Source organism: Sphingobium sp. WR1 (assembly GCF_059693745.1).
On the sequence record NZ_JCATID010000021.1, the window covers coordinates 1 to 25501 of the forward strand.

Sequence of the window (25501 nt, forward strand, 5' to 3'; positions counted from 1 at the left end):
TCCCCCCGGCATGTAACACGATGGCCTGGTTTTACGCCGCCGAATGGCCGACTTTTGCTCCGCCGTTGACAATCGGGAGGATACGAAGCGTGATCTTCCGGTACAGCGCATCACGGTCGGCAGATGCCGATTGTTTATCTATGAGCATAGCGCCGATCTCCTTTTCATCGCAGCACGCGATGCCGCCATTCGCTTTATTGAGAAGGGCCAACCGCCACCCTTGGGCAAGGATGGCAATCAGTCCATTTGCCTAGAGCGATTTGCGATCCGATTGCGTCGGATCGACCGCTCCAGGCTTTTGGTTTGACGCAATTTCCGAATCGTCGGGTATTCCACCCGACTGAAAAATGCTCTGGTATCTCGGGGAGCTGCGTCAGCCGAGACGTGCATAGCCATAGCGCAGATTGCTGGGGTTAGGCCCACTGCGGATATAGTCCGCCTTCATCTCCGCAAACCGATCGGTCTTGCCCAATTCCTTCTCGGGATTGTAGTTGAACACGCGGAAGCCATTTTCATAAAAAATAGCGCGTTTAACGGCACTATCGGGACCGCCCAATGGCTTGAAGCCATGTTTTTTCTGCATGTCCTCAGGAATTTCGAGACGGCGCAAGCCATCGATCTGCCACTGGGGGGACCCAGTCCAGACCGCATCGGTGCCCCACAAAACCTTGTCGGCACCCAGGCCGCGAATAAGCGTGCCCATCAACGCCGCGGCCAAACGCGGTTGGGCCACAGCCGTGTAGGCGAAAAGCTGACCGAGATCGCCATAAACATTGTCGACGCCATATTTTTCCGGAATCTCCGCAAGATCGGAAACCCAGGAACTGCGGCCGGTCTGATCCCATTCCGCCATTGCCACGTCGGGCGACGCATCGGGGGAACCGACATGACGATAGCCCGAATGGAAGATAATGAACTTCATCTGCGGCCAGTCTTTGGCTGCCTTTGCAACATCACCAACCCCGGCAAATTCCTTGAGATTGGGGAACTGGGCTTCAAGCGACGGCGGAAAAAGCCCCTTGTGGATACAAAGCTGATCGACACCCAGCTTCAACATTCGCTCATAAGCGGGATACATGAGCTTTTCATCGTCAAGGCGCCAGGGTTTGGCGAGTTTTTTGTTCGTATTATCCCCGATCGTATAGCCCTTCCAACCGTCCGGCTTGAAGGTTCCGGCATGTTCAATACCTTCAAGCCATGCGGGATCGCCGGGGTTAAAAGTATAGTGCGCCAGCATTCGGCGCGAACCGGCCCATCGATTGATCTTGTCGCGCGCCTCGAAAGCGGTCGTGTTGGGAATGAACCAGTCCTGTTCGACCTCCGACGGCGAATTGCTGATCGTACCGATCGCCGTATCGCTGTCGAGATATATTTCCTTGAAGTAATTGTTGAACTTCAGACTGTCGACCGTCTGCTCGGTATCGATCAGCGACTTGTTCCAACCAGCTCTTCCCACGGCTTTGCGCATGTTGACAAGATTGGTCAGCCGCGTGTCGTCGCGCATGAAATGCGTGTGGCCATCGAAGATATTCTGATGGGCAAGCGCGGCGCGCTTCTCGTCCGCGAGCTCCGGGGTTGCCGCTTCGGCCGCCGAAACGTCGAACAGATTGCCGTAAACCTCATTCATCACAAGATAGGCGGTCGCCATACCGGCAGCCGTTTGGAAGAAACGGCGCCGGCTCATCCCGAGCTTGGCGGCCATCTCGCTACCGCGTTCTTTCAGCCGCGCTTCTACCTGCTTTTGCTGGGCGGTTTGCCGCTCCGGAAAATATTCCGGACTGGAAATTATCTGGGTCGGCAACGGCGAACGAAAGGCAATGTCCTCCGCCGGGAAAAGTTGAGCCAGTTCCTCATCGCTAATATGGGGCATTACTAAAGTCCTTATTCAACCGACAATGATAAGGCATAGGCCGTCATGGCTTGTCCGGAGAGGCCGGCTTGCTCACCGCAGCCGGCGGCACCTCCTTGGGCGCCAGACCGACAGCGGTAAGCCCGGCCATCCCGCATTCATGATCATTGATACTGATGCCTCCCCCGACACCGACCGCGCCCAGCAGATCCCGGCCGGCCATGATCGGAATGCCGCCCGGCGACATCAGGATATTCTTGATCCGGATAAGTTCAGGATTGAGGGGGCCGATATCGCGGCCGATGCGGCGAGAAAACAGCGCCCCTTGCGCCTTCATGAGCGATGTTTCCATGCCCATGTCATGCGTGCCTTCGACGCGGTTGAAATAGATCACCTGTCCACGGGCATTGAGAATCGTAATCGCTTCCCGCCAGCCATTCTTCTTGGACATGGCCATGCAGGTTTCGCCGATAGTCACCGCCGCCTCCTGGGAGAGCGTGGGCACCTGCACGATCGCCTGTATATTCGCGGGGGTCTGAGCTGCAAGGCTTCCGCCCATCAACGCCGCAACAGCCATCGCAGTGCCCAGTTTGATCATAGTCCGCATCTTACTCTCCATTTACCATAGTAGTCCGGAAGCCGCCGCGCCGCCGCGCAATGCGGCTGTTGCCGCGCGCACAGTGATTCGCCTCTCGAATCAATAGCCGCTATCACTCAAATATCTATAACATAATGTTTTATGTTTTTCGACACCCGGTCAACCCCTAGATCGTTTCCGATCTGGGCGAACATCGTTGGCGTTCACCCAGGCGGAAGGACCTATCCTTACTCGGGCAGGTCCGAACCGAAGCGCTTCTTTTCCCGCAAGTCGAGATGAGTCCGCAGATTTTCGTCCACGACATAGCGGTTGTCGTCCACACAGAAATCTTCGGTCATCTCATCATTCTTCCACAGCTTGAAGAAGAGGATGTTCTTTACAGGCTGAGTGAATGCCACAGGATCATCCAGGATGATTTCGAGCTTCAAGGTCACAGGATCCACGCGCGTGAACCGTTCGGTAACGTGCAGCGCCTCCGAGTGCGGCATTCCTGGCGAAGCGGAAAGCGTGAACTCCTTGCGCAATCCGACCGTGTCGACAACAAGCGTTTCGCCCTCCCATTTTCCTATCGAATGACCGTTGGCCGTCAGGACCAGATCGTCCGGCCCCGGATGGCCGCGTCCGTCCGTATAGATGCGTCGCACCGGGGACATGCGTTCATGAGTAAGAACCACGCGCCCAGGCGTCTCAATGATCTCGATGGGCGAGGGATAGCCAATATAATCCTTATAGAGACCGCCCGGCCAGCAAACTGCGCTCGGATCACCAAAGGGTTGCCCCGCGCGCTCCGCGTCGCGCCTCGCCTGATAGGCTTTTTGCCAGGCTGGCTTGTAGGGGAAGCCATTCTGCCCGGTGTTGTCGCGTAGCGGCAACTGGGTGCCATCGAGCAAAAAGAAGCGTTCGAGCGGCACTTTGGGATCAGGGCGCCAGAAGCCCGCTATGTTGGGAACACTCGGGTCAGCATAATAGCTATCGGTCTTCTTGAGATCGACCTCATCGGCTCCTGCCGGGCGCGGTTCCGCCTGAGATGTCGACGGGTCTTCCGTGGTCTGGGCGCGGGCCAATTGTCCTGCCGCCAATATCAAAGCGCCGCCAGCGAGCAGCAATTGCATCCCCTTAGTCATGCCGTGCCTCACTTAAATCCTCCCGACAATAATGTTCATCGACGGGCACATCCTTGCCCGCTGCGCGCACGGACGAACCGTCCGCCGCCTAGCTTTTATTTGGCGCGCGCATCGGCTGCCGAAAGCGCCTTCACACCATTTGGCAGATCAGCCGAGAGATAGTGGCCGCCCGGTTGTCCGTCGCGTAGCGGATTGATCACGACCTGGATGACATCTCCTACTTTTGCGGCATTCTTTTTCCATCCGAGACGGGCCATATGTCCCGGCGGGTTGCCCTCGATCATCCAGCGGATGGGTTTGCCGCCCTTGGGCGGCGACGCCATCAATACGATATAGACATGTGGGTTCGCCCAATCGAGTTCCGCCACCGTGCCGCGCAATGTCAGCGTTTTGGTCCGGTCAAAAGCGGAATAGGAATGATGCGCAAGTGCCGGTACGCTCATAGCGACCCCGGCAAGGGCGACCCACTTTATGATATTCTTCATGATACTCTCCGGAATACACTTTACATTCTAATCTATTTCAGTGCGGCCAGGTACAAGGCGATTGGGCTTACATCTTCATCCTCTTTCTGTCCTCACCCATCATTTCCCCCGTTGTCGATCCCTGTGTAAAACTCCGTCCCGCCGACACCAGGCGGTCGACGGCGTCCATTCTGGCTTCCTCCGTGATCGCCGCAGCATGGGGGGACAGGAGAATATTGCGAAGCTCCAGAAACCTGGGATCTATGCCAGGCTCGCTTTCAAACACGTCAAGCGCCGCGCCAAGGATTGTGCCATTTTCTAAAGCAGTCAGCAGCGCCGCCTCATCCACGACAGAGCCGCGCGCGATATTGATCAGCAACCCATTCGGACCGAGCGCCCGCAGCACGGGCGCGTCGATGATATGGCGTGTTTCGTCCGTACCGGGGCAAGCCAACACCAAAATGTCCGCGACTTCCGCCAAATCCGCGATGCTGTCATGATAGATATGGGTGATTTCGGGCCGAGGCGTTCGACCGTGATAGTGGACCGTCAATCCCAAGGCGGCCGCCTTGTCGGCAATTCTGCAACCGATCCGGCCGAGTCCCACGATGCCCAGCGATGCGGTCGCCATCCGCCGGGCAACGGGAAATGCGCTCACGCCCCATTGGCCCGACCGCACGAAATTATCGGCGGCGACGATATGGCGACGCAGCGCGTACATAAGACCGATCGCATAGTCTGCTACGTCTTCGGTCATCGAGTCAGGCGTATTGACGAAGCTAATACCGCGCTCATGCAGGTCGGCGACATGTATCCGCTCGGTTCCGGCGCCCAGCGACAATATGAGCCTGAGTTCGGGCAGCGCATCTGTCACGCCCGGTGGAACGCCGCATATCGCTCGCGTCAACAATGCATCGAAACCTGACGGAAGCATCGACACCGGCTGGGCGTCCGGCCCTTCCAACGGATAATCCTCAAGCTGGAAGAACGCACCCATCGACTCGCGCAGAGCGGGCGGGACCAGACCAATCACCAGCATTTTTGGTTTTTCCAGTATCTGGGACACCCAATTGCTCTCCAATTCTTGACACGTCGCGCGTCGCTGCATAGCTTATAGCCCATAATGATAGGTCTTTGAAAGTGGCAATGATCAACAACGATCTGGTACGTGAGGTGACAGAGCGCCTCTATTCCGATGCGCTTCGCAAGGTGCCCGACGATACGAAGTCGGCACTGGCCGCAGCCCGGGAGCAGGAGACGAGCGAAAGTGCGCGGGCGACGCTCGATCTCATGCTAAAAAGCGCCGAGGCGGCCGAAACCAACGACCGCTATGTCTGTTCCGACAGCGGCGTGCCGATGTATCTGCTCGAAATCGGGGGCCGCGCGCGCTGGTCGGGTGATCTAAAGGCGGCGATCGTCGAGGGTTTTGCGCATCTGGCCGCCACGATCGACCCACCTCTGCTCAAGCATGTCAACAATCCGCTCACCAATGAACGCGGCTATGCCGGAAAGGAAATGCCTGCGATCAGCGTCGAGTTGATTGGCGATGCCGACTATATCGACATCACCTGCATTCCCAAGGCGCTCGGGTCCGGCCGCTGGGCATCGATCGAAACCTTCATCTCCCCTTCCCTGGCGGACATCGAAGCGGCCGTGATGCGTGCGATCATCACTGCGGGATCGCAGCATTGCCCGCCGGTCGTCGTAGGTGTCGGCATCGGCGGCAATTTCGATATGACGGCCAAGCTGGCGACACGCGCCACCTATCGGCCGATCGGCTCGGTCAATCCGGAACCCGTGCTGGCGGCCATGGAAGAACGACTTACCGAGGCGGCGAATGCGACCGGATTCGGCCCGATGGGTACGGGGGGGCGAACCACGGTGCTTGCGGTCCATATCGACTACGCCTTCGGACATGGCTACACGCCGGTCGCGGTCTGCTTCAACTGCTGGATCAATCGGCGCACCAAGGCGCGTATCCACAGCGATGGCCGCGTGGAGCGGCTTATCTGATGGCGACCCACCATCTTGAGCTGCCGTGCCCGCGCGAGCGGATTCTGGAGTTGCGAGCCGGAGATATTCTCTATCTTTCGGGTGAAATTGTCGTCACGGGCGGCCTGCCCACCCACAAGCGGATTCTCCAGGCGATACAGACGGATACGCCGCTGCCGCTGACAATCGACGGCGCCTTCCTCCATCTTCCCGCCATGATCGAGCCGGATGGGGCGGGCGGTTTTGACGTTCACTATGTGAACCCGACCACCAGCACGCGCTTCAACGATGTCATGCCCGATATCATCCGCGGGCTCGATCTCCTGATCGTCGGCGGCAAGGGGGGATTGGGACCGGCGGCGGTGGAGGCGATGAAAGAGATCGGCTGTATCTATGTGTCCATGCTGGGCGGGGGTAGCCCGATCCTTTCCGCCGCGATCCGGGAAGTGCGCCAAGTGGAATGGCGCGATCTGCCGTCCCATTTCCAGCTTAGCCGCCTGCTGGTCCGGGAACTCGGTCCGCTCACTGTCGCGATCGATGCTCTTGGCCATTCGCTCTACGCCGATCTGAGCCGGCAGGCCGAGGAGAAGCTTCCCGACATACTTGCCCGACTCGACCAACGCCGCGAAAATCCGTCCGCTGGAAACTAATCTTGGCGCTCGCCGGAAGGGGGAGCGAGCACAGCCCAGCTATTCAGGAGCAGATATGATGAACGCATTGATGGCCACGGCCGAGGATGCCGTGTTCCCTAGCGCCCCGTCCAAAGCGCCGCCGGAAGGAGCCTGGGACTGCCATACGCATATTTTCGAGGCCGATCTCCCTTTCGCCAATCCGCCGAGCTATGCGCCCCCCCTGGCGCCCGTCGAGCGGCATCTGGCCATGCTCGATCGGATCGGCGTGGCCTGCGGCGTGATCGTGCAGCCCAGTCCCTATGGGCACGACCCCAGCGTATTGGTCCGTGGATTGCGCGCTGCCCAAGGGCGCCTGCGCGGCATCGCCGTCGCGGATGCCACGACACCCGATTCCCTTTTGGAGGAAATGCGCGTGGCCGGTGTGAAAGGGCTGCGTTTCGTGGAGGCCCGGTTGCCAGACGGCTCGCCCTATAGCGGCGCCGTCACGCTGGAAGGGCTTGCCGGCGTCGCCCCGAAGTTCCCGGATCTCGGATGGCATGCCGAACTTTGGGGGCCGCTTGCTACGCTTCTCGCCGCATGGCCCGATGTCGAGAAGTGGGGTGTCGATCCGGTACTCGATCATATGGGGGGCTTCGACCCGTCGCTGGGCCTGTCCCATCCCGATTTTCAGCGCCTTCTGGCGATGGTGCGCGAAGGGGCGGTCATGGTGAAGCTGACCCTCTGTCGCCGGGTCGCTCCAGGCGGCGACCTCACACCGCTACGTCCATTCCATGACGCGCTGATCGAGGCCAATCCCGCCCAATTGCTATGGGGATCGGACTGGCCCTATGTCCGCATGAGGGAACAGGCGCCCGATGTAGGGCACCTGTTCGATCTCCTGGCTGACTGGATCAACGATGCCGACATCCTCCGGCGGATACTGGTCGACAATCCCCGCCGTCGCTACGGCTGAAACAGATTTCGGTCATCGGCGATGACCGGGTCAATGCCGAAAACCGACGCCCCCAGGCGAAAGCCCGGACCAAAGCCTCATCAGCACTATTTGAGTTTGACGTTCAGTCGCACAACATCGGCGCGGTACGTACCACGGGCAAACAGCAACAATTCTCCCTTCGAATTCAAGGCATAGCGATTCACATGCGCTACCGGCGCATTGAGCTGCATTTGAAGTTTGTCGGCCATTTCGATATCGGCCGCGCCGATCGTCAGCGTCTGCTCAACGTCGTTCAGATCGATATCGGGAACATCAGCGATGATCTTAAGCGCCGTTTTCCGCGTGAAAGCGGCACGAGGGATCAGCTTCACCAAATCTTCCGCAATGAAGACATCAGCCAGCAAATACGGCTCTTCCTTACGCCAGTGCCGGCGCACGAGATGGCGATAAGTGCCAGTCGCGGTGCCGAATTCGAGTAGCCCTGGAATCTGGGCCCGTCGCGTTTCCGACAATACTTCGATCTCCGCCCCTTCGCGCGCTTGCAGCAGGCCGAAATAGCTCGTGGTCAACTCACACCAGAGCTGTTCCTTCTGGCCTCCGGTCACGAACGTGCCCTTGGCACGATGCCGCTCGATCAGGCCGTCTCGATGGAGAATGCCCAGCGCCTGCCGGATCGTCTCACGTGCGACCCCGAACTCCTCGGCAAGCTCCATGACAGTGGGAATCTGCGCGCCCTCGCTCCACTCGCCCGTTTCGATCTTTCGTCGAAACAGCGCGGCCAGTTGGACATAACGGAGAACACCCCGGCGATTGAACTCCGGCGGCTCCCGATTCGCATGATCTAGTTTTATAGATACCATGGCCTAAAAATAGGCAACATAGTTGAACGGTCAAGCAGCCAACGCGCCAAAGCGAAAAACATCTGCATGGGCTTTGCCTTGACAGGCAAAAAACATCATATACTAGGTTTTTACGATAGCATGTAACGGACAATGATCCTGACGTGAGGGAGAGACATGCCGAGAAAATTCACTATCGCGATCACCGCGCTCATGATTGCCGCGCTCGCCGGTCCGGCAACATCACAGACCGCCGAGCGCACCTGGCCCCAACAGCGTTCCGCAACCGCCACGATCGCTAACGTCACCTTCGCAGACGGTTCTTCACTTCCCGAAGTGAAGATGGCCTACACTACGCTCGGTACGTTGCGTCGTGATGCTTCAGGCAGGCCGATCAACGCGGTACTCCTGCTTCACAGCACCAGTGGCGTAGGCAAGAACTGGTTCAAGCCGGAGACGGCGGATCCGCTTTTCGGCAGCGGAAAGCCACTCGATGCCTCGAAATATTTCATCATCATTCCCGATGCCCTTGGTCGCGGCGGTTCATCAAAACCGAGCGATGGATTGAAAGGCAATTTTCCGCATTATCGCTATCGCGACATGATCTTACTCGAACATAGGCTGCTGACCGAAGTGCTTGGTGTAAGCCATTTGCGGCTTGTGCTGGGCGTCTCCATGGGTGGTATGCATAGCTGGATGTGGCCGATCACCTATCCCGATTTCATGGACGCGGCCGTGCCCATCAATAGCCAGCCGGTCGCCTTGAACGGCCGGAACTGGATGATGCGCCAAGTGACGATCAACGCAATCCGTGGCGATCCAGATTGGAACAATGGCAACTATACCACACCGCCCAAGCTATGGACGATCACCGCCCCTGCCCTGTCCTTGATGATGGAAAGTTCCGTCAATCTTCAAGCGCAGGCGCCCAATCCCGCCCGCGGCCGCGAATGGGTGCTCCGCGCGCAACGGGAGGCGGAGAAGACCGATGCCAATGATGTGCTGTGGGGCCGGGAAGCGGCGGAGGACTATGATCCTGCGCCGGGGATCAACCGGATCAAGGCGCGGCTGCTGGCGATCAATTTCGCCGACGATGACGTAAATCCGCCGCATCTGCGCACTGTGGACGCAGCCGTACAACAGATTCCTAACGCAAAATATCTGCTGATCCCGGCAGGCCCCAAGACCCGTGGCCATCTATCCTACGTGGACTCCTCACTTTGGGCGCCCGCTCTCGCCCAATTCCTTGACTCACTACCCCAAAGCGCAGCTCGCTGAATCGAGATCATCCCACCGCCCTCCACCATGTTGGCCGAGGCATCTGCCCCGATCAATAGGGTGGAGGGCTATATTTCTCTGCAGGATAGGGCGCATAACTGTCCCGGCGCTCGCCCGGCTGCTCCAACCGCCCGTTTCCTTAAGCGAAGCTTCGGCTAATGAACCAGTAAGTACCTACGGCAACCAGGATCGCGGCGGCGACATCGGTCACAATGGGACGCGGCATCGCCAACCGAATCTTTGCGAGCAGAGCGACGCAGGCCGTTAGCAGCAATACGATACTAAGCTGACCGATCTCGACACCCAGATTGAAGCCGATCAATATTTCGGCGAGCTTTTCGGCCGGTAGCCTGCTTTCAAGAAGATCGGCCGCGAAACCGAAACCATGGATCAGCCCAAAGATCAGTGTGACCAACAGCCGGATACGGCCCGCATCCCGGAGATGCCCGGAGATAATGAGATAGCAGGCGGAAAACAGGGCAGCGCCGGCAAGAAGCAATGGTGGCAGAAGTCCGATACCGAACAGGCGAAGGATCAGCATGACGACCAACATGCCGCCTACCGTAAGTGCAATCGTCCCGGAACGGCGTGAAGACAATGCGACATTTTCCGCACCGATCAGCGCGATCGTCAAAGCCACCAGGGCATCGATGAACTCAGCATGGGGTCGGATGATTCCGGTCACGGCCAGCGCCAGGGTCAGGCTGTGCCCGATCGTGAAGCCCGTCACCACGAAAACCAGATCACGCAACCGGCGCGAGATGAGCACCAGGCCGATAAGAAAGGAGATATGGTCGATGCCCGTGAAGATATGCATCAGGCCCATTTCGATGAACCTGGCGAAACTTGCGTCACGAAGCGCGCTGCCCCCCTCCTTGTCGATGTCGATCCCCTGATCCTCCGCGGTAATCATCTGCTCGACAAACTCGCCATCGAGCCGTTGGATCTGGGCCAGATGGACATGCGTGGGAACCTCGGTGAACAGGGCGGTATCGATCAGACGCATTCCCTCGGTGCCTGGGCAGATGAACTGGAATTCCGCGCGCCGAAAGCCGGGCGCCGCGCTTAGCACCTTGGGCGGCGTTGACACGGTGCAAGGCTTGTCGTCGACGGCCACGCCAAGATGGGCGGCAAGATAGCGCAGCATTTCCTTGTCGTCCGGGCGCTGGACGTGTTTGTCGATACGCGCGATCTCCGCTTCGGCCGCAGTAAAGGCCATGTGGACCTGACGCCCCTCGAGCGTCCAGGCGCTTCGGGACTCGCTGCGCGTGTGCGCCTGCGCCTGGCCGCCACTCCAGAAGACGGCGATGAACAGAAGTAGGAGCGGACGGATCATTCAAAACCGTCCCGAACAATCACATCAGCGCGCTTGCGAAGGAAAACATCATTACGGGCGATTAGGCGCTTTGCCTCGGCAGCAACATAATCGGAGAGTATTTGACTGCGAGCCTCTTCAAAGACCCGGGGCGATGGCATGCTGTTCGTCCGAACCGCTATGATGTGGAGGCCGTCCGGCAGGGCGACAGGATCGGAAATGCCGCCTGCAGCAATCCGGCGGGCGATGGCGAATAGCTGGTTGCCCAGATGAATGCGCGCCGCAAAATAATATTCCTCGCCAGTTGTCGAGCGAGACGTACGGACCAGTCCCCAACGCGCAATCTTTGCAGGCGAAATGCCGCCCCGGCGCAAATCGGCGATAATCTCTGCAGCCGCCGCAGAAGAGGTTATGTGATAGTCGTCCGCGCTGATAAGTCCTTCATCGGCATATTTGTCCTGATTGGCCATGTAGAAACGCCGCAGCGTATCATCGCTGGGCTGCGTCATGGCGGCGTCGGCGGCGATCTGTGCCTCCACGGCGCCTACCAGCGCATTGCGCACTTCGGTCGTGTCGGTCTGGAAGCCGAATTCGAGTCCCCGCTGAACATAGAGTTCTTCCCGGATCATATCCTCAAGCACCCGGCGCTTCTGCACAGGCGTCGCCTTGGCCAGGGAAACATCGTTGACGGCCCGTAACTGCATCACGTAATCGCTCATCAGGATCGGTATCTGATTGACGATAGCGATATCCTCGGGCGGGATCCGCGAGGTGCGCGTGCCCTGCGCGGTGAAGAGGCCCATTCCTGCAATGCCGAGCCCGGTCAAGGCACCTAGGGCGCTCAGCAACAGCGCCCGTCTGCTGTTCGGCTGTGCCAGAGACCATCCATTTCCCGCGGAATCATGATCGTTCATGATCATCCTTTCCTGGCGTGCTTCGATGGAAGCGAAGCGACAAAAACAGAGACAGCACGTGTCTCGAGTGGTGAAAGCAGCCTGCCGAAGGCGGGACTGATGCCGGCATGGCCATGGGCGACGGACCGCCGGATCGATGCCCGCGATCCGTCGCCATAAAGCCAAATCTCGTCCGACAGATTGGGCGCGCCAATTGCCGCATCACCGGACACATCCTCCGAATGGCAATCCCAGCAAGCGCCGTTGCCCGCGAAGATCGCCCTTCCCCGCTCGCTGGCAAGAGGATCGGGATCGTCCCCGGCGAAGGTGCGCAAATAGGCTACGACATCGTCGATTTGTCTGGCCGCAAGAGGCGGAATGGGCTCACGAGCATAGGGCCGCAGCGTGGCATAGGCGGGCATGTCGGCGGCATTCCAGCCTTCGGGGTCGCCCGCACGGATGCCATGGCGCACGATCTGTTCTATCTCGCTCACATGTCCCTCGCCATAGAGGAAGTCCTGATCCGTGAGGTCAGGTATGCCTCTAGTGCGATCCGCTTCTCCGGCTGGGCCATGACAGGATTGGCAATGCTCCCGGAACACCGGCGCACCAAGCGTGATACCGGTTGCGACAAGCGATGGATCTGTAAGGATCGCATCGGGATCGGCAGCCACGAGCGCAGCCCGCTTGGTCCCGTCGGACCAACCATGATGGACAGCCATAACGATAAGCAGAAGAATTAATCCTCCGCACAAAACCAACAACGCGCACTGGTATGTCGACCATTTCGCCTTTCCGCCGGGCATTGCGGCACCCCTTGAGAATGAAGGAATGGCCCGCCGTGGTCAGGACGGCCGCACCGTGCAAGGCGATTACAGTTCCACAACGTTACTGCTACGTTGATCGGCCTGCCTAGCGGTTGGAACTGCGCATCCCCATGTCATCGTCCGGGAAACCTTCTTTCGTCGAAGCCCCCCAAATCTTGTCGGCCGCGAGCGGCGAAGCGAAGACAAGCTTGCCGGAGACGTTCTCGTCTCCCAAGGTTTCGACACGCAACAGCGCCTCAAATGCCTTGGCGCCTCCCACTTGCCGCTCCACCTCTTCAAGATTGGCCTTGTGCGATACGAAGTCCGCCGCCTGCATCAACGCAGCGTCACGCGTACCGGCGATCACGATGATATTTGTTCCGCTGGGGCCGGCGAAGCGGCTGAGATACGCATACTCCTCGTGCGTCTGGCCGTCTTCCGAACGATTTATTGACATCGCATAGAGCCGACCAGTCTTGCTATCGGTCAGTTCGTCATAGGATGAACCTATCTTCAGCCTGGAGCCATTGAACACCGGAGTACGCAGGGCGCCTAGGCCACTCAGATAACCGACATAGATAAGATTGCGGGTTCGGATCATCCCTGGCGATAGGTTCGAAGCCGAGATGATACGCGGTCGCGCCTCATCTGTGGTGCCGAACTGGACCACGGGCAATATGTCACGGAGCGCACGCGCCACGCCAATGGGATAATAGCGCAGGCCAAGATCCACATATTTTTCGACCAGTTCCGGCTTCTCCATGAACATTTCGGCGAGATCATAGCGGGAATTGACCGAGAATTCTCGTACCAGCCTGTGAACCTGGCCCGAGCCGTCCAATTCGCCGAAGATATAATAGTCACCAAGCACAATCACGCTATTGCCAGACGCGATCGTAGGTCCCCAGAAGCTGGAGGAACGTATGGCCGCCATGCCGGAATCCGGTGTCGGCGCACGAGTCAAGATGAGGACCAACAGCCCTAGCGCAGCAAGTATCCCGACGCCCCAGAGCGTCGCCCTGAACGACAAGCTGGGTCGCCGGATTTCGGCTGGGGTCTCTTCGACAGGTATCGCTGCCGTTTCCAATATACTCAGCCGATATTCGCCCTTTGGCATATAGAGGCGCCGAGGCGCCTGCGGAGCCTGTGTCGCATAATATTGGTCAAGTTTCTGGCGAAGCCTGTGCACATAGACACGTACCGTCGCATCCTGAACGGCGGCCGGCCCTTTGCTTTCGCCGAACAGCAGGCAGGCAATTTCAATTTCCCTAAAGGTCCGCCCCTCGACAGCAGCCTCGATCAATAGATCGAAAAGCTGATTGAGATTGAAGGATCGGCCAAAAACCTTGGCATCGCGCAGTTGCGCCGCCAAAGCCAGCCATTCATCCTTATTTAAAAGATCATTCACGGACACGTTGCCCCAATTTCACGTGGTCAGCGTCGTATGTCCGCTAAGATGAATGACAAACCAGCAATATTAGCATAGAAAACTAGATCATCCATAAAGCTACCGGCCTCGTCCTATATCCCCATTTTCAGCCTGAGTATAGCGCAACTCCGACGGCTCACAAAATTCCGATACCGCATCGGTGGTGGTTGAAGCCACCCCTTCGCGCGTGCCGGTGCGGGGCATATATCGAATATGTCGGACCCGATGGCGCGAATCCCGGCAATGTCGCCCAGGGAAACGGAGCGCCACGATATCCCCGGTCAGTTTCAGACGATCTGGATGCTGGTGGGAAATGGCGTGGTCAATATCTGATCCGTGGCCGACAGGCGGCCGGTTTGCTTATCGACGGCAAAGATTCGGGTCGTGCTGTCCGAATTACTGGGCACGAGAAGCCAGCGCCCCGATGGATCGAACGCGAAATGCCAGGACATGACGGCGCCTATCGAAGTCCAGCCGATCCGCGTCAATGTTCCGGCTCGTTGATCTATCGCATAGCCAGCGATAGTTCCCGGTCCCCGATTGTTGACATAGAGGAAACGCCCGGCCGGATGGACCGCGATATGAGCCACCCTGTTCCCGGCGACGGCTTCCCCCTCGGGCAAGGTGCCAAGCCGCTGGAAGGCGGAGAGTTCCCCTTTCCCATTATTCCAGCGCCAAGCGGTGACGGTCGATCCATGCTCATCAGCGCTATAGAGAAAACGACCATCGCGACCGAACGCGATATGACGCGGCCCTGATCCTCTGGCGCCAAGCGCCTCGCCATGGGGTGTCAGGCTGCCCCTGGTGGAATCGAAGCGGAAAATGGCGCAACTGTCGGTCTCCATTTGCGCAACGACAGCGAAACGGCCGTCCGGGGACAACAGCGCCATATGCGGCCGAGTCCGGTCGGCGATGCCGTGGTTGGCAGCATCCGCGCCGCTTTGCATCGGCGGGCCATCGCTTTGGGACGGATCTTCTCCAGGATCTTTGCCCACGCGGCTAGATATTGGGCCGATCCCGCCGTCCGAGCGGAGCCGCAGGCATACCAGATTGTCGCTATCGAAATTGACGGTCAGCAGATTGCGTCCCGATCGATCGACGCTGCCTTGTGTCGGATTGATGCCGCCACAAGGCCCATGGTTGATTTCGTGCAATACGCCTTCCGCCAGGTGAAAAGCGGTGATCAGATTCTGGCCGCTTTTGACGGGATGACGGCTACCGGCTGCATACAGCACCGACAATGAAGGATGCCGCATGAGATTGGCCGGATTGGGGGTTCTGGCCGCCAGCGTCACCTTCCCCGCCAGACCTGTGCGCGCATCGAAATCAAAACTGTAGATGCCTTCGCCCGCCATATCGTCCGGTCCAAAATTGCGAAATTTTCTTTCACCGGCGGTGAATGTATAGCTGCCTAGAAAAATGCGATGCCGCCTTGGTCGGGGGAGCGGAACCGACGAAAGAGCCTTTCCCGCACCGGCGATGGGAAGCAGCATGATGCCTTCTGCAATTTCCCGTCGGCTGAAACGAGGCATATCGTACATCCTTCCCGCTACGCACCTTCACTCGTAAAAACCTTCCTCGAGGGAAAACATATAATCATAGATTTTTATGTTTTAACACACTAAAGGCGGACGCATACAATTAATTGATATGGGAAGGAGAGCGCGAAAATGAGAAAGGGTCAGCCCCGCTTGAGATTGTTTCTGGCTGTGTCGCTTTGGGCCCTCGCAACCCCTCAGATCGTCTCGGCGCAGGATGCAAGTGGAAATTCGAGCGATGCATCGGACGCGAATACGTCCGATTCGAATACCGCGGACATCATCGTGACCGGAAGCCGATTGAGCGGCGGTTTCTCCGCCCCGACCCCCGTATCCGTGCTTAGCGGAGAACAGTTGCAGGCACGGGCGCCGGCGACCATTGGCGAAGCCATTACCGAAGTGCCTTCCTTCCGCCAGACATCGGGTCCGACTCAGGGGCAGCGCAGCCTGCGAGGCGCGCAGAACAATGTCGACCTGCGCGGCCTTCGCCCGCAGCGCACTCTCGTTCTCGTCAACGGCTATCGTTATGTGCCCGCCAATGCGGACGGCACTGTGGACGTCAATCGCCTGCCGACCAGCCTGATCGACCGGATAGACGTGGTCACGGGAGGCGCCTCGGCTGCTTATGGTTCCGATGCCGTGGCCGGTGTCGTGAACATCGTATTGAAGGACCATATCGAAGGCATTCAGGGCAATTTCCAAAAGGGCATCTCGCAATATGGCGATTATGCCGAAACGGTCGCCAGTCTCGCCGCCGGCTTCACGTTTCACGAAAATCGCGGTAGCATCGTAATCGGCGGCGACTATGCGATCAACAAGGGGATCGCCACCACCTACAGCCGGGACTGGTTCAGGGAATCCGCGATCATCTCCTATGGGACCAACCGACCCGTCGGCGTACCGGCCCAGGGATTTGCGACCGACGTGACCTATGCCAATCAGGCCGCCGGCAGCGTCATCAATTCTCCGGGACCACTTCGCGGCATCACCTTCGGACCTGGCGGCGTTCCGACGCGCTTCGACTATGGTCAGGTCTATTCAAACCTGATGGTGGGCGGGTCCAACCCGCGCGGCAACCCGTTCGGCAACTGGAATCTCGCTCAACCCTATGAACGCTATACGGCGATGGCGCTGGGCCACTATGACCTCACCGACGATCTCACGGTCTTCGGCGAAATCGGCTACGGCCGGCTCACCTCGGACGCCTTCACCACTTACTTTCAGGCGCCGAACATCGTGATTTCCCGGGACAACCCGTTCCTGCCGCAATCAGTGCGCGACACCATGATCGCCAACAACATCACCTCCTTCAACATGGGCCGCTTCACCACGGAATTTGGAGGAACGCTGGGCCAGATCAAGAGCGAGTCTTGGCGAGCCGTGGGCGGGGTCAGGGGCAATCTGTCCGACACGTGGAAATGGGACATCGCCTATGTTCACGGCAAAACGGATTTCCTCAACAGCAAGCCGTCGAACATCGTGAACGCCAACTTCATGGCCGCCGCCTATGCCGTCGCAGGTCCCAATGGCGAACCCATCTGCGGCCCCATCGCCAGCAATCCGAACCTGACGGCGGCGCAACGTGCGCTGGTTCAGTCGGGGTGCGTTCCCATCAACCTGTTCGGCGCGGGGTCGCCGTCGGCAGCGGCGCTCGACTATGTCGCCGATCCCTCCTACACGCGCGTTCTCTACACGCAGGATGTCATATCGGCGAATTTGCGCGGCGAGCTTTTCTCGATCGGCGCAGGCCCTTGGGAGTTGGCGGTCGGCGCCGAGCATCGCAGGGAGAAGCTGAGCAGCATTGCCGACCCGCTCTCCCAGCTTCAGGCCTTCGCCGCCTCGAACGGGGCGACCTACAACGGCAGGGTGACGGTGAAGGAAGCCTATGCCGAACTGGGCGCACCTCTGTTACGTGACCTGCCGCTCGTGAACAGCCTCGACCTCAATGCCGCCATTCGACGTACCGACTATTCGACCAGCGGGACGGTCACGACATGGAAGATCGGCGCGACATATGAGCCGGTTGACATGCTGCGCCTGCGTGTCACACGATCGCGCGATATCCGCGCCCCCTCTCTTGCCGAACTGTTCAGCACGGGCAGCCTGGCGAACGTCGCCAGCTTCTTCAACCCGATCAATAACGCAACAGGTCAGGTCCAGACCCTGACTGGCGGGAACCGGAATCTTGTACCGGAGGTTGCGAACACTCTCACCTTGGGCGCGGTGTTCCAGCCACGCTGGGACTGGTTGTCCGGCCTGCGCTTCTCGGTCGACTATTTCAAGATCAAGGTGGACGGCGTGATCAGTTCACCGACCGCGCGAGATATTGTGGATGCGTGCGCGGCGGGCGATCAGATTTATTGCCAGCTCATCACCTTCACCAATACGACGCCGTTTATCTCCACCATCCAGTTGGTCCCCGTCAATCAGGACAGGCTGATCACCAGCGGCCTCGACTTCGAACTATCCTATCGCAGTTCGCTTGAGCGCGTCGGCCTTCCGGGAAGCCTGGATTTCCGGGCGCTCGCCACCTGGGTGGACCATCTGACGACGATTGAACGGACGCGGACTGTCGATCGTGCGGGCTTCGGCAATGGCGGGCTGCCGCGCTGGACGGGCAATGCGACATTGACCTATGACGTCGGCAATTTCATGACCTCGTTGCAGATGCGCTATACGTCGGCGATCGGCGGCGATGCGCTTCTCATTGGTCCCGATGATCCTCGATACGATCCGGCGCTGCCGAACAGCATCAGTCAAAACAAATTTCCCGCCGCCACTTATTTTAACTGGTCGGCGCGCATCAAGGTGCTCGATCAGGGGAATAAGAAGTTCGAACTATACACGACGATCAACAATCTGTTCAACAAGAAGCAGCCAGTAGGTGCGCTTGTCGCGTTCGAAACCGGTTCACCCTATGATGTTGTCGGCAGAAACTTCAAGGTCGGGGTCCGCTTCTCCTATTGAACGAAAAGGAGGGTCTGCGGCGCGCCCGATCGATGCGTGCCGCGGGCCTCTGGCCAGGCCATGCCTGCGGCCGGCCGCTGAAGATCCCGCCGGCAAGGGTCGGCCGCGATATTGCATGAGAAGCACGATCCGCCAAAGGCGAGCGCTGCGCAGGACGCCCGGCATCTCATAAAGTGAGCCACCCGTCGATTTTAGCTTATTTACCTAGTTTATTATGTTAATAAGATACCTCACCGGAAATTAGGAAGACGCCATGTCGACAGATCTGCCCCATTCCTTGCTGCAAACGCCGTCGGCGAGCTTCATCGCCCGCTTGCTCGTGACACTTTGCTTCTGGGTGAGCGGTCTCACCAAGCTTTTCTGGTGGGATACCGGCGTCAGGATCATGACCAAATTCCATCTCGAGCCGGCCCACCTGTTCAATCTGGCCGTCATACTACTTCAATTGGGCGGCAGCTATCTGGTGATCTGGACGAAACGGACATGGCTCGGAGCGGTTTTGCTGGCAGGTTTTACCCTGCTCACCATCCCGGTCGCCTTCGACTTCTGGAACGAACAGGGTCCCGCACGCGCCGCAACGCTGGCTGGTATCTATGAACATCTTTCCCTGATTGGCGGACTGCTTGCGGTCAGCATCCTGCGAGCACGCGAACCCCGTTTCGAGCCGCGCGGCTGATGCGCGCGCCAGCGCCCTATATTTATCACCGATCCAGTGCCGGCCCCTGTGCCTATCCCCTTACGTGACATGCCGGCCGGTAGGACCAGGATTATAGTCATGGCAGCCGGTTGGAGGTCCACAAGCAATGCTAGTTTCCTTCGCGTGAAGCACATTGGTGTCCGAGGTAGCAACGAATCTCAAATGCGGATGGCACGCACTATGGCATCTCGTCGGACTCCCCTCCCCACCCTTCTCCTCGCTACGCTGTTCGGATCGAGCATTTCGGGGTGTGCGCCCGAGCAGGCCCATTCGAAGGACAAGCGAGAAACGCTGGTCGTTTATGTGGTCGCACATCCGACGATGGTTCCGATAACCAAGCAGTTCATCGGGCGCGTCGTCGCCTCGCAAAGTTCTCAGGTCCGGCCCCAGGTCGGCGGGGTGATTCAAAGACTCCGCTTCCAGGAGGGCGGCATCGTGCGCGCCGGCCAGCCGCTTTATGAAATCGACCCCAGCCTTTATCAGGCGACCGTCGACCAAGCCCAAGCCAATCTCGACAGCGCCCGCGCAAGCAAAGTTACGGCCGACCTGTTGGTCGCACGCTATCGTCCGCTCGTCGGCATCGAAGCAGTGAGCCGTCAGGATTACGATGCCGCTGTAGGGACCGCACATCAGGCGGGCGCCTCGGTCGCCCAGTATGAAGCTGCTCTCCAAACGGCCAGGATCAATCTACGCTTTACCACTGTCCCGGCACCGATCACGGGTCGGATCGGTCGATCGATCTTCACCGTTGGCGCACTCGTGACGCCCGGCCAAGCCGATCCGCTCGCTTCTATCCAGCGGCTCGATCCCATCTATGTCGACATACCTCAGTCAGCCGCCGAATTGCTGACGCTTCGGCGCCATCTTGGCGAAAATGAAGGGCCGGCGCCCGCCACCCAGGTTCGGCTCACGCTGCCCGACGGCAGCATCTATCCCCATATGGCGACCATACTCTTTTCCGAGGCCATAGCTGACGAATCGACTGGCACGGTGACGCTCAGACTTCGGCTGCCCAATCCCGACGGCCTCCTCATTCCGGGTGTCGTCGTCCGCGCGTCCTTCGTCCAACCGGCGCAAAGACCCGCCTATCTCGTGCCCCAGCCAGCGGTGTCGCGCGATGCGGTAGGAAATGCCAGAATATGGATCGTCGGCAGTGATGGCAAAGCCGTCATGCGCTACATAACGGCGGATCGCACCGAAGGGACCAATTGGGTCGTAACCGGCGGACTCAAGCCCGGCGATCATATTATCACCCAGGGGATTGGCAATCTCCGGCCCGGCGCGATGCTGCGTCCCATCGCCGATTCGACGTCGCGGCGAAGGGCCGGGGCGGCAACAAATCCCCCGTTCGGCGGGCGTTGAAGGGCGACTCATGTTCTCACGCATCTTCATCGACCGTCCACGTTTCGCGTGGGTGCTCGCAATCGCCATGATGCTCGGTGGGCTTTTCGCGATAATGGCGCTACCGATTTCCCAATATCCCGACATCGCCCCTCCACAGGTAACGATCGCAGCCACCTATCCCGGCGCGTCGGCAGATACCATGCAGAACAGCGTCACCCAGGTGATCGAACAATCACTCACGGGGATCGATGGCCTGCTCTATTTCAGTTCGACCTCCTCTTCGCGCGGACAGGTTGCCATCAGCGCGATATTCGAGAAAGGTATCGATCCAGATATCGCCCAGGTTCAGGTCCAGAACCAGGTGCAACAGGCAATCCCGCGTCTGCCGGTCGCCGTGCAGCAACAGGGGCTGGTGGTGCGGAAGGCCAATCCCGATAGCCTGATGATCGTCGGCGTTTATGACGAAACCGACAGGCTGACCAATCGGGACGTTGCCGATCTTCTGATATCGACGCTCCAGGATTCGCTCGGTCGCGTTCCGGGCGTGGGCGATTCCCTGGTGTATGGGTCGCCCTATGCGATGCGGATCTGGCTCGACCCCGCCAAGCTCGCCGCCTATCAGCTCATGCCGAGCGACGTCGTCGCAGCCATCCGATCCCAAAACAGCGAAGTCGCCGCGGGCGACATAGGGGGTCAGCCCCAGCCCGACACTCAGATGTTGCAAGCTACCGTCAGCGCGCAGTCGCGCCTGCGCACGGCCGAAGAGTTTGCGAACATCGTCCTTAAAACCCAGCCGACCGGCGCCACCGTCCGTATGGCGGATGTCGCTCGCGTTGAGCTGGGAACGGAGGGTTATCAGCCGCGCAGCCGGATCAACCGGCATCCCGGTGCGGGCATTTCCATTCTTCTCACCCCCGGCGCCGACGCGCTGGCGACTGCCGAATTGGTCAAGGCCACGGTGGAGAGCGTCGCGAGGAATTTCCCCCCCGGCTTGAAAGTCGTCTATTCCAGCGACAGTTCGGCCTTCATCCGTCTTTCGATAAGGGAAGTCGTAAAGACGCTGATCGAAGCGATCATCCTTGTCGTGCTGGTCATGTTCATCTTCCTGCAAAGCTGGCGCGCAACTTTGATTCCGGCAATCGCGGTGCCCGTCGTTCTGCTTGGAACCTTCGGGATTCTCTATGTCGCCGGTTTCTCTATCAACACGATGACTCTGTTCGGTCTGGTCCTGGCGATCGGCCTGCTCGTCGATGACGCGATCGTGGTCGTCGAGAATGTCGAGCGGCTGATGCGGGAAAATCCCGGCATGACCCCGCGCGATGCAACGATCGAATCGATGCGGGAGATCAACGTGGCGCTGATAGCGATCGCTCTGGTCCTGTCGGCGGTGTTCGTGCCCATGGCGCTGTTCGGCGGATCGACTGGCGTAATCTACCGGCAATTCTCCCTGACCGTCGTATCCTCCATGATCTTGTCGGTGCTGGTGGCGCTGATTCTCAGCCCGGCCCTCACCGCAACATTGCTCAAGACGCCGGCACCGGCCGGCACGGTGTCGGAAAACTGGATGTCCCGCCGCTGGCCGCGTGCAATGCGACAAATGGAACGGGCTGGCCATGCCTTCGAAACCTGCCTCGCGCGATTCACCGATCAATATCTGGGGGGTGTGCGCCGGATATTGGGCCGCAAATTCTTGTTCTTGATCATCTACGGGCTGATCGTGGTTCTGCTCGCCCTACTGTTTCAGCGGTTGCCGTCCGGCTTCGTACCGGCCGAAGACCAGGGCCGCGCCCTGGTCCAGATTCGACTGCCAGCGGGCGCCACCCAAGGGCGCACGGATGCTGTCCGCAACCAGGTCGAACAATATTTCGCGGAACGGGAAGCATCGCAGGTCACCACGCTTTTTACCGTCACCGGCGGCGGCGGCGTCACGGCCGCGCAGAATACCGGCCAGGGCTTCATCGATCTTACCGACTGGTCAAAACGATTCGAGCCGCAAAACAGCGTCGACGCCATTGTGGCACGCGCCGGCAAGGCATTCCGCACGCTGGCCGATGCCCAGGTGTTCACACTCGTGCCGCCGCCGATACGCGGATTGGGCCAATATGCCGGCTTCACCATGGAGTTACAAAATAGCGGCGGCCTAACGCGCGAAGAGTTCAACGAGCGGCGCGACCGGCTGCTCGACCAGGCGCAGCGAGACCCGCTGCTCCAGGCGGTGCGCCTCACCGAATTGCCGGACGTCCCCACCTTGAAAGTCGACAGCGATGCGGAACTGTTATCGACCTATGGCCTGATGCAGGATGACGTGAACAATACCCTGTCGACCGCCTGGGGAGGTACCTATGTCAACGACTTCCTCGACCGTGGCCGTGTAAAGCGCGTCTATGTGCAGGGGGATGCGCCCTATCGCGCCAGCCCGGACAATATCAACCAATGGTTTGTCCGTGGCACCACAGGGCAGATGACGCCCTTTGCCGCCTTCGCCAAAACATCCTGGTCGCAGGCACCCACTATCCTGCCGCGCTTCAACGGCTTTCCCGCCGCCGAATTTCAGGGCATGCCGGCCGCGGGCGTCAGCACCGGCCAGGCGATGGCCCGAATGGAGGAGCTGGCGGCGGGCTTGAGTGGCGTTACCGTCGCCTGGGCCGGGGTTTCCTATCAGGAGCGGCTTTCCTCTGGACAGGCTCCGATTCTCTATCTGCTTTCACTCCTGCTCGTCTTCCTCTGCCTGACGGCGCTCTATGAAAGTTGGTCGGTCCCTCTCGCGGTATTACTGGTCGTTCCTCTGGGCCTGATCGGCACTGTAATCGCCGTCTCCATGCGCGGGCTGGAAAACGATATTTATTTCCAGATCGGCCTGCTGACCACGATGGGCCTTGCCGCAAAAAATGCCATATTGATTGTCGAGTTCGCTGACCAGTTCGAAAGACAGGGGAAATCGGTGGTCGACGCGGCGCTGGAAGCGGCGCGGCTCCGACTGAGGCCCATATTGATGACCAGCGTCGCTTTCGTGTTCGGGGTGCTGCCACTCGCCATTTCCACGGGCGCGGGCGCCAACAGCCGCATCGCCATCGGCACGGCGGTCGTCGGAGGGATGGTGACGGCCACGGCCCTCGCCATCTTCTATATTCCGCTGTTCTTCATTCTCGTGCGGCTCCTCGCAAAGCGGCAATGGCGGCGATTAAGCCCTGCGGGTCCCGCGAGTCTGTGAAAACCCGTCTCGCCCCACTTCTCCCGGCGATGCTGATCGGACTCCCGGCCTGCTCGATGACGGAGGAATATGTTCGCCCTGCCGCTCCGGTCCCGGCGGGTTGGGAAAGGATGCCCGTCAGCCCCGCGACCGAATCTCCGCCTCTTTCCTACGCGCAGCTCATCCGCGACCCTCGCCTGGAACATCTGATGGCGCAGGCGGTCGAGAATAACCGAGACCTCCGTATCAGCATCGCCAATATCCTGGCGGCACGCTCTCAATACAGGATTCAGCGGGCAAATCTTCTGCCGCAGATCAATGCTAGCTTCGGCTACACCCGTTCCGATGCCGGATCGGGGGGACCGGGCGGCGTCATGCAATCGGGCTATTCGACGTCGCTTGGGAGCACCGCCTTCGAAATCGATCTGTTCGGGCGTTTGCGGGCGCTCAACGAGGCGGCGTGGAATCGGTATCAGGCGAGTCAGTCGGCCATGCGGGCAACGCGCCTCACACTGTTATCCGACATAGCCGAAGCATGGCTGACCTGCGCAGCCGACCGTACCCTGTTGCAGATCGCTCTCGATACGGTCCAGAATGCCGACCGATTGGTAATGTTGACGCGCGAACGGCTGCACCAGGGCATCGGATCAGCCATCGATCTGCATCAGGCGGAAACAATCCTGACAATTGCGCGCGCCGACGTGGCGCGCTGGATGACGACCGTCCAGCAGGATGTCAACGCGCTGGAGCTTCTAGTGGGCGTGCCCATCGATCCTGCGTCCCTGCCGGATGCTATTGCCCCGGTCTCGGCGCTCGTCAGGGATGTGCCCGCCGCACTGGAATCCGCCATATTGCTGCAACGGCCGGATGTGCATGAAGCAGAATATATGCTGCGAGCGGCCCATGCCGACGTTGGTGCAGCACGCGCCGCCCTCTTCCCTCGGATCACACTGACCGGGCTTGCGGGGTTCGCCGACGCTGCACTCACGTCACTGTTCACGGGCGGCGCCTTTGCGGTGTCGGCAACCGGAGCAGGCAGCTATCCGCTGTTCCGTGCAGGGGCGGGACGCGCGGGTGTGCACTATGCCGACGCGCTTCAACAAGCGGCGCTCGCACAATATGAAAAGACGATCCAAACGGCCTTTCGCGAAGTCGCCGACGCTCTGGCGCGCAAACGGACGATGAGCGACGAGCTTGCGGCACGAAATGCCGGTGTGTCGGCCGCGTCGGCCAATGCCACGCTGGCGCAGGCACGCTACAGGCAGGGTCTGGAGCCGTTCCTGACTGTGCTGGACGCGCAACGCACACTCTATGCCGCGCGCCAAGCCCTGGCCTCCATCCAGCTCGCAGCCGCCGTCAATCGCATCGGCCTGTTTCGTGCCTTGGGCGGAAATGAGCGTCAGAGCGAGAGTTGAGGCCGTGCTTTGGAGCGGCCTCTAGGTTTTGTGGATAAAGGGCAGCCGCAGCAATGCTGGGCTAGGCTGACGAAGCCGAGATAGGATTTGTCGTAACGGGTGGCGATGCGCCACCATTTCTTGAGTGGCCGGGATGATGGCCTGTACGCCGTGGACGGCGATTTCCTCGCGAATGGCGTTGGTGTCACAGCCTCGAT

22 protein-coding genes are annotated in these 25501 nt (G+C 59.6%); 10 read left to right on the forward strand and 12 right to left on the reverse strand.

What is annotated here, in order from left to right; translation table 11 throughout:
• Positions 1-31 precede the first annotated feature (31 nt).
• The 6 genes from AC58EF_RS20795 to AC58EF_RS20820 all read right to left on the reverse strand — a co-directional run bounded on the left by AC58EF_RS20795 (position 32) and on the right by AC58EF_RS20820 (position 5101).
• Positions 32-211: a hypothetical protein gene (locus AC58EF_RS20795; RefSeq protein WP_497278307.1), complete on the reverse strand. Its 180-nt coding sequence runs from the start codon at positions 209-211 to the stop codon at positions 32-34.
• Positions 212-373: 162 nt separating this feature from the next.
• On the reverse strand, positions 374-1870 hold the full coding sequence (locus AC58EF_RS20800; protein ID WP_497278308.1) for an amidohydrolase family protein: 1497 nt from the start codon (positions 1868-1870) through the stop codon (positions 374-376).
• A gap of 43 nt (positions 1871-1913) precedes the next feature.
• A complete protein-coding gene (locus AC58EF_RS20805) occupies positions 1914-2447 on the reverse strand; it encodes a heme-binding protein (protein WP_497278309.1) in 534 nt (177 codons plus the stop codon).
• A 227-nt stretch (positions 2448-2674) separates the two neighbouring features.
• Positions 2675-3559, reverse strand: coding sequence for a hypothetical protein (locus AC58EF_RS20810; RefSeq protein WP_497278310.1), 885 nt, complete (start codon positions 3557-3559; stop codon positions 2675-2677).
• 107 nt (positions 3560-3666) lie between these two features.
• The gene (locus tag AC58EF_RS20815) at positions 3667-4056 is read right to left on the reverse strand and encodes a DUF6152 family protein (protein ID WP_497278312.1); all 390 of its coding nucleotides are present in this window, start codon (positions 4054-4056) and stop codon (positions 3667-3669) included.
• Between the two features lie 67 nt (positions 4057-4123).
• Entirely contained in the window at positions 4124-5101 is a 978-nt protein-coding gene (locus tag AC58EF_RS20820) for an NAD(P)-dependent oxidoreductase (RefSeq protein WP_497278313.1), read from the reverse strand.
• Positions 5102-5181: 80 nt separating this feature from the next.
• Between AC58EF_RS20820 and AC58EF_RS20825 the strand changes: the two genes are divergently transcribed.
• Genes AC58EF_RS20825 through AC58EF_RS20835 form a run of 3 tightly spaced genes read left to right on the forward strand, consistent with a single transcriptional unit; the run spans position 5182 to position 7611 of the window.
• Positions 5182-6048, forward strand: a complete 867-nt coding sequence (locus AC58EF_RS20825; protein WP_497278314.1) for a fumarate hydratase — start codon at positions 5182-5184, stop codon at positions 6046-6048.
• Positions 6048-6677, forward strand: a complete 630-nt coding sequence (locus AC58EF_RS20830) for a fumarate hydratase C-terminal domain-containing protein (RefSeq protein WP_497278315.1) — start codon at positions 6048-6050, stop codon at positions 6675-6677. The genes AC58EF_RS20825 and AC58EF_RS20830 overlap by 1 nt, the downstream gene beginning before the upstream one ends.
• A 58-nt stretch (positions 6678-6735) precedes the next feature.
• Positions 6736-7611, forward strand: coding sequence for an amidohydrolase family protein (locus AC58EF_RS20835; RefSeq protein WP_497278316.1), 876 nt, complete (start codon positions 6736-6738; stop codon positions 7609-7611).
• A gap of 86 nt (positions 7612-7697) precedes the next feature.
• On the opposite strand, the gene AC58EF_RS20840 is transcribed toward AC58EF_RS20835, so the two are convergent.
• Entirely contained in the window at positions 7698-8453 is a 756-nt protein-coding gene (locus AC58EF_RS20840; RefSeq protein ID WP_497278318.1) for a GntR family transcriptional regulator, read from the reverse strand.
• Positions 8454-8609: 156 nt separating this feature from the next.
• On the opposite strand from AC58EF_RS20840, the gene AC58EF_RS20845 reads away from it, so the two are divergent.
• Positions 8610-9710, forward strand: a complete 1101-nt coding sequence (locus AC58EF_RS20845; protein WP_497278319.1) for an alpha/beta fold hydrolase — start codon at positions 8610-8612, stop codon at positions 9708-9710.
• A gap of 139 nt (positions 9711-9849) precedes the next feature.
• On the opposite strand, the gene AC58EF_RS20850 is transcribed toward AC58EF_RS20845, so the two are convergent.
• A complete protein-coding gene (locus AC58EF_RS20850) occupies positions 9850-10857 on the reverse strand; it encodes a HupE/UreJ family protein (RefSeq protein ID WP_497278321.1) in 1008 nt (335 codons plus the stop codon).
• Here AC58EF_RS20850 and AC58EF_RS20855 point away from each other — a divergent pair.
• Entirely contained in the window at positions 10834-11031 is a 198-nt protein-coding gene (locus tag AC58EF_RS20855) for a hypothetical protein (RefSeq protein WP_497278322.1), read from the forward strand. The genes AC58EF_RS20850 and AC58EF_RS20855 overlap by 24 nt on opposite strands.
• A gap of 11 nt (positions 11032-11042) precedes the next feature.
• On the opposite strand, the gene AC58EF_RS20860 is transcribed toward AC58EF_RS20855, so the two are convergent.
• The 4 genes from AC58EF_RS20860 to AC58EF_RS20875 form a co-directional block, all read right to left on the reverse strand.
• Positions 11043-11939 carry a peptidylprolyl isomerase gene (locus AC58EF_RS20860; RefSeq protein WP_497278324.1) on the reverse strand — a complete coding sequence of 299 codons (897 nt, stop codon included), beginning with the start codon at positions 11937-11939 and terminating at the stop codon, positions 11043-11045.
• A gap of 2 nt (positions 11940-11941) precedes the next feature.
• Positions 11942-12724 carry a c-type cytochrome gene (locus AC58EF_RS20865; RefSeq protein WP_497278326.1) on the reverse strand — a complete coding sequence of 261 codons (783 nt, stop codon included), beginning with the start codon at positions 12722-12724 and terminating at the stop codon, positions 11942-11944.
• A gap of 106 nt (positions 12725-12830) precedes the next feature.
• Positions 12831-14138: a helix-turn-helix domain-containing protein gene (locus AC58EF_RS20870; RefSeq protein WP_497278328.1), complete on the reverse strand. Its 1308-nt coding sequence runs from the start codon at positions 14136-14138 to the stop codon at positions 12831-12833.
• 302 nt (positions 14139-14440) lie between these two features.
• The gene (locus AC58EF_RS20875) at positions 14441-15508 is read right to left on the reverse strand and encodes a lactonase family protein (protein WP_497278329.1); all 1068 of its coding nucleotides are present in this window, start codon (positions 15506-15508) and stop codon (positions 14441-14443) included.
• A gap of 468 nt (positions 15509-15976) precedes the next feature.
• Here AC58EF_RS20875 and AC58EF_RS20880 point away from each other — a divergent pair, with 468 nt between their 5' ends.
• The 5 genes from AC58EF_RS20880 to AC58EF_RS20900 all read left to right on the forward strand — a co-directional run bounded on the left by AC58EF_RS20880 (position 15977) and on the right by AC58EF_RS20900 (position 25304).
• Positions 15977-18658, forward strand: a complete 2682-nt coding sequence (locus tag AC58EF_RS20880; protein ID WP_497278330.1) for a TonB-dependent receptor — start codon at positions 15977-15979, stop codon at positions 18656-18658.
• 253 nt (positions 18659-18911) lie between these two features.
• Positions 18912-19334, forward strand: coding sequence for a DoxX family protein (locus AC58EF_RS20885; protein ID WP_497278332.1), 423 nt, complete (start codon positions 18912-18914; stop codon positions 19332-19334).
• A gap of 99 nt (positions 19335-19433) precedes the next feature.
• Complete coding sequence (locus AC58EF_RS20890) at positions 19434-20717, forward strand: efflux RND transporter periplasmic adaptor subunit (RefSeq protein ID WP_497278333.1); 1284 nt, start codon at positions 19434-19436, stop codon at positions 20715-20717.
• Between the two features lie 10 nt (positions 20718-20727).
• On the forward strand, positions 20728-23910 hold the full coding sequence (locus tag AC58EF_RS20895; protein WP_497278334.1) for a multidrug efflux RND transporter permease subunit: 3183 nt from the start codon (positions 20728-20730) through the stop codon (positions 23908-23910).
• On the forward strand, positions 23907-25304 hold the full coding sequence (locus AC58EF_RS20900; RefSeq protein WP_497278335.1) for an efflux transporter outer membrane subunit: 1398 nt from the start codon (positions 23907-23909) through the stop codon (positions 25302-25304). Before AC58EF_RS20895 ends, AC58EF_RS20900 begins: the two co-directional genes overlap by 4 nt.
• Positions 25305-25501 lie beyond the last annotated feature (197 nt).